At 56.3% G+C, this 13,497-nt stretch carries 14 protein-coding genes; 9 read left to right on the forward strand and 5 right to left on the reverse strand.

Annotated elements, in window-relative coordinates; genetic code table 11:
* Nucleotides 1-64: 64 nt before the first annotated feature.
* The 6 genes from QA648_RS32645 to QA648_RS32670 all read left to right on the forward strand — a co-directional run bounded on the left by QA648_RS32645 (nt 65) and on the right by QA648_RS32670 (nt 6,029).
* Nucleotides 65-1,531, forward strand: coding sequence for an extracellular solute-binding protein (locus QA648_RS32645; protein ID WP_283054620.1), 1,467 nt, complete (start codon nt 65-67; stop codon nt 1,529-1,531).
* 69 nt (nt 1,532-1,600) lie between these two features.
* Nucleotides 1,601-2,530 carry a sugar ABC transporter permease gene (locus tag QA648_RS32650; RefSeq protein WP_283054621.1) on the forward strand — a complete coding sequence of 310 codons (930 nt, stop codon included), beginning with the start codon at nt 1,601-1,603 and terminating at the stop codon, nt 2,528-2,530.
* 1 nt (nt 2,531) lies between these two features.
* Nucleotides 2,532-3,362, forward strand: coding sequence for a carbohydrate ABC transporter permease (locus tag QA648_RS32655; protein ID WP_283054622.1), 831 nt, complete (start codon nt 2,532-2,534; stop codon nt 3,360-3,362).
* A 33-nt stretch (nt 3,363-3,395) separates the two neighbouring features.
* Nucleotides 3,396-4,421, forward strand: coding sequence for a Gfo/Idh/MocA family oxidoreductase (locus QA648_RS32660; RefSeq protein ID WP_283054623.1), 1,026 nt, complete (start codon nt 3,396-3,398; stop codon nt 4,419-4,421).
* 76 nt (nt 4,422-4,497) lie between these two features.
* Entirely contained in the window at nt 4,498-5,664 is a 1,167-nt protein-coding gene (gene ugpC, locus QA648_RS32665; protein WP_283054624.1) for a sn-glycerol-3-phosphate ABC transporter ATP-binding protein UgpC, read from the forward strand.
* 170 nt (nt 5,665-5,834) lie between these two features.
* Nucleotides 5,835-6,029 carry a helix-turn-helix transcriptional regulator gene (locus QA648_RS32670; protein ID WP_283054625.1) on the forward strand — a complete coding sequence of 65 codons (195 nt, stop codon included), beginning with the start codon at nt 5,835-5,837 and terminating at the stop codon, nt 6,027-6,029.
* Between the two features lie 62 nt (nt 6,030-6,091).
* Here the strand turns inward: QA648_RS32670 and QA648_RS32675 are convergent, their stop codons facing one another.
* The 4 genes from QA648_RS32675 to QA648_RS32690 form a co-directional block, all read right to left on the reverse strand.
* Nucleotides 6,092-6,808 (reverse strand): GntR family transcriptional regulator, encoded by a 717-nt coding sequence (locus tag QA648_RS32675; RefSeq protein ID WP_283054745.1) that lies wholly within the window; start codon nt 6,806-6,808, stop codon nt 6,092-6,094.
* A gap of 278 nt (nt 6,809-7,086) precedes the next feature.
* Complete coding sequence (locus tag QA648_RS32680; RefSeq protein ID WP_283054626.1) at nt 7,087-7,590, reverse strand: GNAT family N-acetyltransferase; 504 nt, start codon at nt 7,588-7,590, stop codon at nt 7,087-7,089.
* 211 nt (nt 7,591-7,801) lie between these two features.
* Nucleotides 7,802-8,470, reverse strand: a complete 669-nt coding sequence (locus tag QA648_RS32685; protein WP_283054627.1) for an HAD-IA family hydrolase — start codon at nt 8,468-8,470, stop codon at nt 7,802-7,804.
* 79 nt (nt 8,471-8,549) lie between these two features.
* On the reverse strand, nt 8,550-9,836 hold the full coding sequence (locus QA648_RS32690) for a DegT/DnrJ/EryC1/StrS family aminotransferase (protein WP_283054628.1): 1,287 nt from the start codon (nt 9,834-9,836) through the stop codon (nt 8,550-8,552).
* A gap of 557 nt (nt 9,837-10,393) precedes the next feature.
* On the opposite strand from QA648_RS32690, the gene QA648_RS32695 reads away from it, so the two are divergent.
* The gene (locus QA648_RS32695; RefSeq protein WP_283054629.1) at nt 10,394-11,497 is read left to right on the forward strand and encodes an ROK family protein; all 1,104 of its coding nucleotides are present in this window, start codon (nt 10,394-10,396) and stop codon (nt 11,495-11,497) included.
* Between the two features lie 116 nt (nt 11,498-11,613).
* Here the strand turns inward: QA648_RS32695 and QA648_RS32700 are convergent, their stop codons facing one another.
* Nucleotides 11,614-11,910, reverse strand: coding sequence for a hypothetical protein (locus QA648_RS32700; protein WP_283054630.1), 297 nt, complete (start codon nt 11,908-11,910; stop codon nt 11,614-11,616).
* A 390-nt stretch (nt 11,911-12,300) separates the two neighbouring features.
* On the opposite strand from QA648_RS32700, the gene QA648_RS32705 reads away from it, so the two are divergent.
* Nucleotides 12,301-12,741: a SyrB-like regulator gene (locus QA648_RS32705; protein WP_283054631.1), complete on the forward strand. Its 441-nt coding sequence runs from the start codon at nt 12,301-12,303 to the stop codon at nt 12,739-12,741.
* A gap of 142 nt (nt 12,742-12,883) precedes the next feature.
* Nucleotides 12,884-13,477, forward strand: a complete 594-nt coding sequence (locus QA648_RS32710; protein WP_283054632.1) for a hypothetical protein — start codon at nt 12,884-12,886, stop codon at nt 13,475-13,477.
* The last annotated feature ends 20 nt before the right edge of the window (nt 13,478-13,497 follow it).

Consider the following 13,497-nt stretch of genomic DNA (forward strand, 5'->3'; position numbering starts at 1 on the left):
CGGCGCCGAGAAGGCTTCCGTCATCGAATGCGGTTGGAATTTTAGAACAACTGAGGAGGCACACATGACATTCGATATCGGAAATATGTCGCGCCGGAACATGCTGAAGTCGGCGTCTGTCGCGGCTCTCTTGGCATCAAGCGCAAGCTCCCTGCTAACCCCAAAACGCGCAAGCGCCCAAGGCGCCAAGACCGTGCGCGTTCTGTCGGTCGAAGATCCATTCTTCTTCTCGATCAAGGCCATGATCCCGGACTTCGAGAGGGAAACCGGCATCAAGGTAGAGCTGGAGAGCCTGTCCTATGACGCGCTACAGACCCGTCTGGTCTCGGCGTTTGTCGCCAAGACGTCGGATGCGGATGTCATTGCGGTTGATCAGATGTGGCTCGGCCAATATCTCGACAACGGCTGGATCATTTCGCTCAACGACTACATTGCCAAAGACAAAGACATCGATCTTGCTGACTTCATTCCCGAGGTTTTGTATTCGTCGAACATGTGGCGCGGGCAGATCGGCACGCTTCCGGTGGCAGCCTATGCGCAGGGCGTGATGTACCGCAAGGATATCTTCGCCAGCTTCGGCATCGCCGAGCCGCCGACCAAGGCCTCCGAAGACTGGACTTGGACGAAGTATGTCGAGACGCTGAAGGCGCTCCAAGGCAAGTCGTTCAACGGCAAGGCGCTGTTCCCGACGGTCGTCTGTGGGTCGCAGCCGTCCCCGATCACGCACATGTTCACACAGCTTTCCGCGAGCCACGGCGCGAGCTGGTTCAAGTCCTTCCCGGGCGCGCCTTGGGATTTCTCGCCGCAGCTCACCAGTCCGGCCTGGACAAAGTCGGTCGAGGTCTACCGGCAGCTCTACAAGCTCTCGCCGCCTGAGGCGATCAACTACGTATGGTTCGATGCCGGCACCCGTTTCGCCAAGGGCGATATCGGCATGTTCTACTGGTGGACGCCGTACTTCTATCTGGTCAAGAATTTGGGCTACATGACCGGCAAGAAGTCGGACGTCATGGACAAATATGCGACCGCGGCGCTTCCGAAGGCCGAGGGTGTGGCGCAGACGGTCAGCCTCGGCGGCTGGAGCCTCGGTGTTCCCTCCAGTTCCGACCGGCAGGACAACGGCTACGCCTTCATCAAATGGGCGACCTCGAAGGCGACACAGAAGAAGATGGCGCAGTGGCCGGACCTTAATTTCCAGTTCTCGGATTTTGCCCGCAAGTCGCTTTATGAGGACGCAGACGTCAAGGCGATCTACCCCTATCTCGATGTCCAGTACGACATGATGAAACAGGGCAACGGCAAGATCACCCGCCCACCGGTCCCCGGTTACACCGCGGTCGAAAGTGTGCTCGGCCTCACGCTCAACCAGCTTCTGACGGGCAGTGAAGATCCGAAGACGGCGCTGGTGCGCACGAACAACCTGTTCGAAAGCATCCTCAAGGGCAATTTGATGATCCCTTATCAGAAGGAAAGCTATACCGACACGCTCGATGGCGCCAAGGACCTGATCGGTAAGCTCGGCAAGGCGTAATAAATTCTTCTGTTGCCGGCGCGTGCAAGTTGGCGCCGGCAGTCACGTGTGAAGAACTGGACTTCTACGATGGATGCTACAACCATTCGCTCGCCGCAGGCGCTTGCGCCTGTCAGGCGAGGCTTTGTACGGCGAAACCTGCCCTATTTCCTGATCGCACCTTCAGTGATCATGCTACTGGCGCTGATCGCCTACCCGCTGCTCTTTGCGTTGAAATCGAGCTTCTATTTCTGGAACCTGCAGGTCGGCCCGCAGCCTTTGGCCTTTGTCGGCTTCGACAATTACGTCCAGGCGCTTAATGCCTTCGATTTCCGCGCGGCCCTCACCAACACGCTGATCCTGTCGATCCTGGGCACCGCGATCGAGTTCTCGCTCGGTCTGGCGATTGCGCTCGCCCTGCTCAAAGCGCTGCCTGGCATGAATGTCGTGCGCGCGCTTCTGATCTTGCCGACCACGATTGCGCCGATCGTCGTCGGCTTCCTGTTCCGCTACCTCTATGACCCGGGCGGCGGCCTTGTAACCTGGGTTCTGCAGTCGCTCTCGCTGCCGGTGCCGGCGGAGGGCATTCTCGGCTCGCCATCGACGGCGCTTGCCGCTATTCTCTTCGTCGATATCTGGCAGTGGACACCCTTCTTCGCCATCGTCCTCTATGCGAGCCTGCTTGCCGTTCCCGACGAGATCATCGAGGCCGCCAGGCTCGATCGCGCATCGGCCTGGACGATCCTGATGCGCATCAAGCTGCCGCTCATTCGGCGCACCGCCATCATTATCGTGATGCTGCGTTTCATGCAGATCTTCAACACGTTCGACACCGTGCTGGTGTTGACCCGTGGCGGGCCGGGGACGTCGACGCGCACGCTTGGCTATTCGCTCTACGAACAAGGCCTCGTCAACTTCAATGTCGGCCTTGTCAGCGCTCAGACGTGGATCGCGGTGCTGATCGTCAACATCATTGTCGCCCTCTACGTCTTCTTCGCCTTCCGCAATGAGGAGTGGTGACATGAAAAGCCGCACGACCTTCTACACTGCGCTCACCTATGCCGCCGGCCTGTTGTGCCTTGCCGTCTTCATCGGCCCGATCCTGTGGTTTCTGGCGCTCGCGATCCGCCCGGCCGAAACGGCGTTTGCGATGCCGCCGCAACTGACCTTCGAGCCGACGCTCGATGCCTTCCGGCATATCCTCGTCGATCCCGGCACCAATGCGCCGCAACTGGTCAACTCTCTCATCGTCGCGATTGGGGCAGTGCTGCTCAATCTGCCGTTCTCGGTTCCTGCGGCTTACGCGCTCTCGCGCTTCAAGATGCGCGGCAAGAAGAACATCATGCTCTGGTATCTCGGGCTGTTGATGGCGCCGCCGATCGCTTTCCTGATCCCGTATTTCGTGCTGATCACACGCGTTGGACTTCAGGGCTCCTACTTCTCGATGGTGTTGGTGCTGCAGACGCTGACGATCCCGTTCTCGGTCTGGCTGATGAAGAGCTTCATCGATGAGGTGCCGGCGGAGCTCGAAGAGGCTGCCCGGGTCGACGGCGCCCGCTGGTACACGATTATGTGGCGGATCACGCTTCCGATCGTTCGCCCCGGCATCATCGTCACCTCGATGTTCGCCTTCGTCTTTGCATGGAACAACGCGGCCTTCCCGCTGGTGCTGAGTTCGCGCTCGACCGCCACTCTTCCGATCGGGACCCTTGGATACTTCGCCACCAGCGGCGTCACCTGGAACTATATCGCCGCGGCGGCAGTGCTCGCGATGATCCCGCCGATGATCATTTTTCTGGTTTTCGACCGCTACGTCGTCCGTGGTCTCACCTTCGGTTCGGTCAAAGGCTGACCCTTTTCTTAGTTCTGAATGGAGCAATAACGAATGAGCAAACTTCGCATCGGCGTTATCGGCGCCGGCCTTTGGGGCAGCAATCACGCCCACACCTTCAACGTCCTGCCGGAGACCGAACTTGTCGGCGTATGCGACCTTGACGAGGGCAGGGCGCTTAAGATGAAGGAGAGTTTCGGCGCGGCGGAAGCGTTCACCGACTATCGTAAGCTGATCGCCAGCGATCGCATCGATGCCGTGTCGGTGGCAACACCCGACTTCACCCACACGCCGATCATCCTTGCCGCACTCAAGGCCGACAAGCATGTGCTCAGCGAAAAACCGCTGGCAACGACCGTGGAGGAAGCAGAGGAGATCGCCGAGACCGCCGTAAAGTCGAAGGGCAAGCTGATGATCGACTTCCACAACAGGGTGAATCCGATCCTGGCGCAGGTCCGCGACATGATCCAGGACGGCCAGATCGGGGTTGCCAAACACGGCACGGCGCGGCTTTCAAACACGACCTTCGTTCCGTTCGAGATGCTGAGCTGGGCGGCAAAATCCTCGGCACTCTGGTTCTTGGGCAGCCATCTCGTCGACGTGCTGCGTTTCATCCTCGAAGACGAAGTTACCCGCGTTTACGCGGTGGCCCGTTGCGGGACGCTGTCCGCCGGTGGCGTCGACACCAAGGATTTCCATGCATCGATCCTGGAATTTTCCAAGGGCACCGTCGTGACCATGGAAAACAGCTGGATCCTGTCGCGCGACAACCCTTCCCTCGTCGATTTCAAGGTCGAGTTCGTCGGCGAAAAGGGTCAGATCCAGGCTGATCCTACCCATAGTGGCGGTCTTCGCCGCATTGTCGACGGCGGCATGAAATTCCATGATTACATCGGCATGACGCCGACCGGTGCAACACGCATCGGCGGCTTTGTGCAGGAGTCCATCGCCCGCTTCGTCGACAGCGTCGTGCAGGGCGCACCCCTGCTTGCCGACGCGAATGATGGCCTCGCCAACACCAAGGTTCTCGCAGCGATCGAGGAGTCCGTCGCCAGCGGCAAGGCAGTGACCATCGGCTGATGCCGTGACCAATCCCGTGTGGCGTCCACCCGACCGGATGGACTGCCTCGCCTGTTGATACTGGGAGTAGAACTATATGGCGTCCATGACCTTTGAAGGGATTGGGAAAACCTATCCGGACGGTACCGTCGCCGTTGCCAATGTGAGCTTCACGGTCGGCGACGGTGAGTTCGTCGTGCTGGTCGGACCGTCAGGCTGCGGCAAATCCACGCTTCTGCGAATGGCGGCCGGGCTCGAATTGCTCAATAGCGGCCGGATGCTTATGGACGATCAGGATGTCACCAACACCGAGCCTCAGGACCGCGACATCGCCATGGTGTTTCAGAACTATGCACTCTATCCGCATATGACGGTCTACGAGAACATGGCCTTCGGCCTGCAGCAGCGCAAAATGCCGAAAGACAAGATCGAAAGGCTCGTCCGCGAAGCGGCGGAGATGCTCGACCTGACGAAGTATTTGCACCGCAAGCCTGGCGCCTTATCGGGCGGTCAGCGACAGCGCGTCGCGATGGGTCGGGCGATCGTCCGTCATCCGATTGCATTCTTGATGGACGAACCGCTGTCCAATCTCGACGCCAAGCTGCGCGTCCAGATGCGCGCCGAACTCAAGCTGCTGAACCAGCGCCTTGGCGTCACCACGCTCTACGTCACCCACGACCAGGTCGAGGCGATGACGATGGGGGATCGGGTTGCTGTGCTGAAGCCTGTCGGCGACGCTGGGGAAAGCAACCTCCAGCAGATCGACACGCCGCAGCGGCTCTACGACCGGCCTGCCAATCTGTTCGTTGCCGGTTTTATCGGTTCGCCGGCGATGAATTTCGTCCGGGCCAACCTTTGGGAGGAGGGGGGAATCTTGCGCGGCATCATCTCAGGAACCGATATCACCTTTCCAGTTTCCGCGCGGCCTGCGCTCTCTAACTATGTCGGACGCCAGGTCATTGTCGGAATTCGGCCCGAGGTATTTGAGGTGTGTCCCGACTCCGAGACGCTATTCAATGAGCCAATTGCCGTTGTCGAGGCGCTCGGCGCCGATACCTTTGTCTTCTTCGATATTGCCTCGCCGCCCGTCAAAGTGAGCGAGGCAGCAGATTTGGAAGACTTAAGGCAAGGAGGCAGGAGCCGTCTGGTGGCGCGCATCCCTCCGGCGTCAACGCCTTTAGTCAGCCAGCGGGTTCCGCTGACAGTCGACTTCGAAAAGCTGCACTGGTTCGATCCGCTGACAGGAGCCGCAATTCGCGACTGATGCGTATGAGAAACAATTGCAATCCTTGCCTCCCAGGGCGCTGGGGCTGCCGTGCGGATCCGTCCGACGGCAGCCCCTTTTTTTAAAAAGGAGCGCAGCTTGACATTTGGTGAGCCGTTCGAGCTGAGACAGGATTCGTTGACGCGGACCAGTCAATCCGCCGAGTGTTCATGACGATCTGGAAGCTCTCGCCCATTGAACGTTCGTGCCTTCGCTGGATATCGCTCGGTTGGAGCGTGTCCGAGATTGCACTGCTAGAGGGTAAGAGCGAAGCTGAAATACGATCATACCTAAACCGGGCGCTCGTCTCTCTCGGCGCGACTTCATTGCAGGAAGCGCTCACGAAGGTGGATTGTCCCTCCTGAGCGGCTAAGCAATTACGTTTGGTCATAGGCTGAACTACTCGACAATGATCACACTTGCGTATTTACAAACTTCTCACCAGCCGAGGAAAACTTGTCGACCGCTGCCTGTTTAGTTCTCGTACGACGCGTGGGAGCGTGTTCTGTTCGAGATCAAGGTGACTCATCAATGCTGATTCCACCGCGCCCGTTGCCTTGCTCAATAACGGCATCGCGTCGATCAGCCTTGCAAGGCTTTCTTCATAGGAAGGGCCCAGCTCCGAGGTAATTATTTCCATCCGGACAGGGCGTGAGCAAAAGCAGAATTTGTCGACAATTCTACAAATTTCGCAATTTGCCGACAGCTGGGCGATTTGGGCAAAGACGGTTTCCGCATGCGTCGCGAGCCGGTCGCGGGGCGGCTTGTCACGTTCGCCGTCGGTATCCGGCACATGCGGCCGCATACGCCAGAGCGCGTAGGTGAGCGTTTGACGTGCGATACTATATAAGTCCAACAGTGCTCCCTCCACGAGCGGCCTGGTAAAATAGCCTTTCTGAGGGATCGAAAGAATCTTGCCCTCCGCGGCAAGTCGGATGAGTGCTTCGCGTATCGGCGTCCGACCAAGGTCCAGTTCGCAGGCAAGCTCCTGATCACTAAGATGTTGCACCGGCACGCGAGCATAGCTGTAAAGCAATTGAAGAACCGCATTGTAGGCAGCGTCAGCCTTTGCGGGAACCTGTTCACCAGCGGAAGTTGGAACGGCTATTCCGCGACATTGGAGAGCATTCTCGCAAAGCCACATTTTTGGGTTTCCTCTGTCGATGCAATTTGAAGACCGGATGACGCTTGGCAATTTCAATCGCCACAACGCTTTGGGCTGCTTAAAGGATTCGTGGGGGCGTGATTTTTGAAGGCCACTATAGACGACAGTCTGGCTGAGGTCACGCCTGCCACAATCTGATCCGTCCGAAGCACGATTCATGGCAGTCTCCGATATGTTCACGCGGACAGGTCAGTTGAGTCCCGGAGGAGATTTGGGCACCCGCAGACCAACACCAGGCACCCCCTGGTTCGCCTGAGCTAGGCTGTACGTGCGCCCAGCAACATCTTCATCATTAAAGTGGCATCGCCATAAGGTGTCTGCACGTGGTCCATTTCCGACCAGCCATTCTTCGTATAGAGGAGCTTTGCGCTCTCGGTGGTGAGATAAAGCCTTTCGTAGCCGAGGCGCAAAGCTTCGTTTTCCAGCCTCTTGACCAGCAATGAAGCTGTACCCTTGTTGCGGTGGAATGGATGGACGTACAGCGACTTCAGCCACGGCGAAAGGTCAGGCCTTCCTTTAAAATCACAATTGGACAGGCTGATCATCCCTGCGGGTCTACTATCTTCGAGAGCAACCAAAGTCAGCGGTAGAGAACTTCTGGAGGACGCTTGGAATTCACGCTGCGTCTCCTCGAATGATCCATTGGCCTGACAGCCCCAATGCCCAAAGGACCAGCTTGCACAAACCGGAACCAGATCGCGACAATTCTCCAGATACTCAATCACTATCGGAACTTGAATGTGTGCTTGCTTTTCAGCCATCGTCTTTTCCTATTTGCCAAGTGTCGGGTGCTTTAGATTGAAGCCTTTCCCAAAGAGCCTTGCAGCGGGATGGCCCTGACCTGATTGGAATCCGCAACACAAAAGGGACATTTGGGGTCCTCACCTTACGAAACCCTCCAACGCAAAAGCATTGTGCGCCTTTGGTTCGCCCGTTGCGGCTCAAGCCTGCGGGCGGACCATCGCCCAACCATCAACCTGAAAGAATATCTGGCAGCGCCGCCATCTGGCTGAATGTTCTCATGGCGCCTGCTTCCAGCAATTTCTCAGCGTGGCCGGCAGGACAATGAGAACCGCCGACGAAACCAACTACCCGCATTTGGGCCGCCACCGCCGCCTGGACCCCGGCAACGCTATCTTCGATGACTAAGCACTTGTCCGCCGACGTGTTCATTCTCTCTGACGCAAATAGAAAAAGATCCGGGGCGGGCTTGCCACGTGACACTTGGGAAGCACTGAATACATTTGGCGAAAAATAATCATAGAGGTCTGTTAGCTTGAGCGCAAAATGCAGCTCCTTCAGATTGCTGCTCGATGCCACGCATCGCGCCACATCAATGGCGTCCAGAACTTGATTGACGCCTGAGATGGCCTTGAGATCGCTGGCATACCGTCGGCCAATTTCTGCCATAACATATTCATGATGACCCTCCGGCAAGGACAAGCCAGACTCAGCTTCGATGATTGAATAGGTTTGCCGATCAGTCATGCCTGTGAAGCGACGATTGTAAGTCTCGGCAGCTATATTATATCCGTGCGCTGCCAGCACTTCGACATGCACCGCGGTCGCAATGATTTCGCTGTCGATTAGGACGCCATCACAATCGAAAATCAGAAGTTTTGGCATTTTGGACGAGGTCATGGGATTACTCCGTTGTCGTTCAAAAACGACATTGCAAGAGAGCCAGCGTGGAGGTGACTTTGCTTTAGGCCTCGCTTGCCTAGATGGTTGTCGTGATACTGGAAATCTTTGGGCCAAACTTGGAAAGGGCCGTCCAGACCCGATGAAACGCTTCTGCGTAAAGTTCCATCACCCCGGCTTCATTGGGTGGCGCGATCTCCGATACGCAAAACATCGTATCCAAGAGTTTTACCGTGTTAGGAAAATCGGCGGCTTTCCAATCCTTGGCAATATTCGGCAGATATTCGAACACAGGCTTCCTGAGCCAGACCAAAACGGGCACCCCCTCCGCCTGCAGCAGTTTGACGACGGTGTCCCTTGCCGCCGGACCCGGAGCAAAACCGAGAGCTTCCGGTTCGATGCGAAGTGGGAAGCTGAGCATGGACTGATTGCAGTCAGATGGGTCAAAGAGGGGAAATATACCGGAGAGATCTTGGATCATCTCCCATAGAATTTTCCCATTGTTTCTTCGAATCTGAAGTTGTGTCTCGAGGTGTCTCAATCGCATTTTTGCAATAGACGAGGAGAAAACGTTTGGACGGTAGTTATATCCTGCTGAAGACGGCGAAAAAGCCCGATCTCCGTTTCGAGATGAACTCGTCAGCGAAACGCAGTCCACGTGTTCAATTAAATCTTTGTCCTCGGTAATCACGAATCCGAGCTCGCCCGCTCCAAGGTGCTTGGCGCCGTTGCCGGACAAAGCGAGGGCGTCTGTATCAATGTATGCCCCATTTGCGATCGCTTTAATGGCGCCGATCGATTGGCAGACGTCATCAATCACGGCAATCCCTTGGGCTCGCGCGGCAGATCTTGCATGAGGAACACGAATGTTATTCCCGAAGAGATGGGTGATGAGAACCGCTCCGACGCCGGGTGCGAATCGGTCGGCTGCCGCGTCTTGATCGATCCCGGCGAGGTTCATGTCGACGTCCACGAAGTCGGGCTGAAGGCCACTGATCGCAATTGGCCCCACTGCGCCCGGCCAATTTAGCGCCGCAGTAACCACGCGCTCGCCTCTACCTTTAAAATAATCAAGTTCAATATGGATTGCCGCCGTACCGCTGCCGACGGCGCGCACCTTCCACTTCCCCGTCCAAGTAGCGAGATCCTGCTCCAAATCGGCCACGACCGGGTGATTGACCCGATGATACCTTCCACTGTCTACAACTTCGCGCAGGGCATCCAAATGCTCCGTCTGTGTGGCTGGCCAAGGCGTGATGCGCCCGGAAGGAACGATGGGCTCCCCACCAAGGAGAGCGAGATCATTTTCCCGCCAGTGCCCTCCGGACTCGCAGAAGTCCAGATTATTGCTGGCAAATTCGTTCATTTATTCCTCCGGCGATTGGGTTACGTCGATGTCTGTCGATTTTCTGAAGAGTTCTAGTGTTTTAACTGGCCAAATCAACAGTATTTCTAAAATATATTTAAAAGTATATTTTGCGTTGACGGATATTTCTGTCGTAATGTTGGAGATTCCGAAAATAGTTATCCGGAAAATGAACATATACCTTGAAGGATACTTCTTCTTTCCGAAGTGAACATTCGGACGGCGGTGGAGAACTCAGGTGTGATGATTGCCATACCGGCTCCGGGGTCCGGAAAACGTTCGGCAACGACTGCAGGGCTCATGCGGAAGTGGCGTGAAGGCAATCGAATTTAGATAAAAAGAGAAAGTCGGATCAAATGGAGTCCATGATAAAAAGAACAGAAAAACCATCAATTGCGCGAAATGCGAACACCCGAGATGGATCTGGCAATCACCTCATCGGGCCAGTCGAGGGGGACCAGAGCGACAGCAAAGGATTTAGGCCAGCTCATCCTCTAATCGCCGCGCGGACGCTAGGGATTGCAAATCGAGGGCGCTTGCTACAGGCCCTATACGATATGGGCCCTTCCAGCCGGGTCGAGCTTGCGCGCGTCACCGGTGCCAGCCGAGCAACCATCGGCGGCATCGTCCAACCATTAATCGATCAGGGTATTCTTGCCGAAGGCGACGTAGTTCCCGCCAATCGGACCGGCGGAAAACCCGCTACCAAGCTCTGGTTCTCCAAGGAGGCCAAGCCGATCTGCGCAGTTCGGCTGATGCATGACCGTGTCCACACATGCTTGGTCACTCTGGAGGGTGAGATCTATGCTCAACACGACGTGGATTTGGCGAAAGATCTGACAGATGTTGCCGATGCTCTTCAGATCGTCAGTGCTTGCGTCGAGAAGTCAATCGCCTCTACCCACCAACCGGTCCTAGGCATCGGTGTGGCGGTTGCCAACGAGCTCAACCCGCAAACGGGCTCGATCGCGGCCATGGATCTTGCGCCGCACCTTCATGGATTTGCGATAGAAGCAGAGTTAGCAAAGCGTTTCGGAGTTCCGGCTTGCGTCGACCAAGATACCAGAGCCTTGCTTGTTGGCGATCGTTGGTTCGGGCAAGGACGTGGACAGAGAAATTTCGCGGTCGTCTACATCGGTCAGTCGTTGGGCGCGGCGCTCTATGTCGATGGACATCCTTATAGGGCCGCAGGAGGTAAGCACTGCCAAATCGGCCATACCATCGTGCAACTCAATGGCCAAATGTGCAGATGCGGACGACGCGGATGTTGGGAAACGATCGCTACACTGCGATGGCTAAGAGGCGAAGCAAAGGCCAGGGGCCTGCCGAATCCTGGCTCGTTGGATGTGAGCCGCATGGTGTGGCTCGCTGAAACTGGCGTTAAAGGGGCAAAAGAACTGCTTGAAGACTACGCGTCCAATATTTCTGTCGGGTTGGCGAACCTTCAACAACTGATGGCACCCAACTGCATCACTTTGCATGGTGACATCGTGCGCGGCGGAAAATTGATATTAGATCTTATTGGAGAGAGCGTTAGGCAATTGATGGTCAATCCTGCGGGTAACGAGATCGCCCTTGCCCTCGGCGATCAGGAGGATGTCGCCGGCCTGCGCGGCGCGGCGGGTCTCGTTATCTGCGAATTGTTGAATTTCATGATCTGAGCAGAGAACGGCCACAGTCGTTTAGAGACGCATCTGGTCATTTCCTTGCAAAAGGTATTCACCCGGATTTGAAAATGAAGCCGCCAAGTTCAGCCTGGTGCGGATGGAAGCTAAGGCTAAGAAAAAAACGAGACGAGAACGGACAACCAGATCAAGACGACTCCCAGCAACAGCGCTCGCCTGGCGGCTACGATCTTTTCCTGGCCTTCCTCTGCGACGGGGGTCGTTACAATCCAAGGAACCGAGCCAAGCGCTGCAAAACCGACGAGCGCCAAGATCACGACGATCAGATCGGACCTGTGCCAGCCTCCTGGCTCATACACTCCCCAATAGCCAAGGAACGCCATTCCCACAGCGAACATGGTGGCGGAGGCAGAGCAAAGTCCCGGAACAGAACCTGATGGTGCACGCATTTCGTATCCTCTTTGTCTGTCAAACCAAGGGCGATTTTTATGACGGTGCAAACCGGCTTTGCACATATCTGTCAAGAATCGGGTGCCAGGTGAGGCATCGATCTATTGCAATGATTTAGGAAAATCCGAACACTTCAATGAAGTGACCGATCGCAGAAGCTGGCAGGGGAGCTCCGTTTTGTGGCAGAGTGTGAACGCGGACTTGTCGTGAAACAGACGGTTCGACCTCGCAAACTCGGCATTTTTTTATTCCATTGTCCGCGGGCTGCCGCTCGCCTTCAGGCACGCGTTTTGACAGGTGCTGTCCAAAAGGCGCGCCACCAACGCAGCAATGTTGACTCTGTCTTTCACTCGGTCGAAAAGAACTCCTGCCGACAGAGGGAGATACTCATGGCTGACGAGAATAATACTGGCTCAATTACCGATATGGCAGACACGAATATACCGGCAAAAACGCCGGCGCCTAAAAAACAGCGCGCTCCGCGACGCCCGAAAGTAGCTGCCGAGGCAGCGGGTAATACGCAAGTTGCCAAACCCGCGAAGGCGCCGCGAGGTCGCAGGAAGCGTAGCGAACAACCCGCGGACACAAAGTCCGAGCCTGTCGAAATGCAGGTCGCCGACATCTCCGTCAAGGAGCGCACAAAGGATACTGCAGCCAAGAGCACGGCACAGCAGTCCGAGCAAAAAGTTACGACGCCCGTTGTTTCAGCAAGGGACGAGATGGCGGATCTTATTCAGCTGGAAGAAGAGAATAAGCGGCTGCGCAAGCTCTTGGCAGAGAAATTGCGTGCGGAAAATGCCGATCTGCGCAAGCGGCTCGGGCTAGATTGATCGCCGATCAACAGCGGGATGGTGGCGAAATCGACCTGAGCTATCCTTCTCGGCAGAAGATGCGTTCGCCGGGCTCGCCTTCCGAGCCCGGTGTCAAGCTGCGGCGCTATTATGAATACGGACTGGTCGAGGTTGAAGCACTATGAAATTACCGTGGAAATTCCTTGCTCGATTAACTTCGCGGCGACAGTCCGCACCCGAAAGTTCGATTGGGCATGGTGTCGACACCGACGCAAGCCAAAGCGAAGCACAAGACGTCCCGGAGCTTTCGCTAAACCCACCAGAGCCCTCCAGTGGCTCCGAGCCCGATGAAAGCCGATCTATTGAGCTCATAGCGACTGATTCAAAAGAATTCGAAGGTGAGGTCGAAACTGAGGGTGCGGCACCGGTTGAAGGTGACGAGGTTCAAGAACTGTCGCCTCCGGAGGTCGGGCGGCCGAGCGCCGAAGCCTCTGCGGTGCCGCTTGAAAGCGATACGCGCAATGAGGCTCCAAGCATACCGCGGACGAAAAAGCCGGCACATGCGAAAAGCGTTCACATTGACGTGACCGCGCAGAACACAGCTGTCGCAATCAATGCTCAAAATGCAAAATCCCCATCGCCTGAGGACGGCTTTTTCGAAGAGGTGGCAGGCCTGGACGAGGAAATCACGCAACTGAGGATTCAATTGGCTCAAAAGCTGGTTTTACAGAATGATCAGCTTAGAAAAATGCTTGAGCGATTCGACCGATCGTAAATCCTCCTTACGATCTCAAA

It is taken from the genome of Rhizobium sp. CB3171, from assembly GCF_029714265.1.
Classification (GTDB): Bacteria; Pseudomonadota; Alphaproteobacteria; order Rhizobiales; family Rhizobiaceae; genus Rhizobium.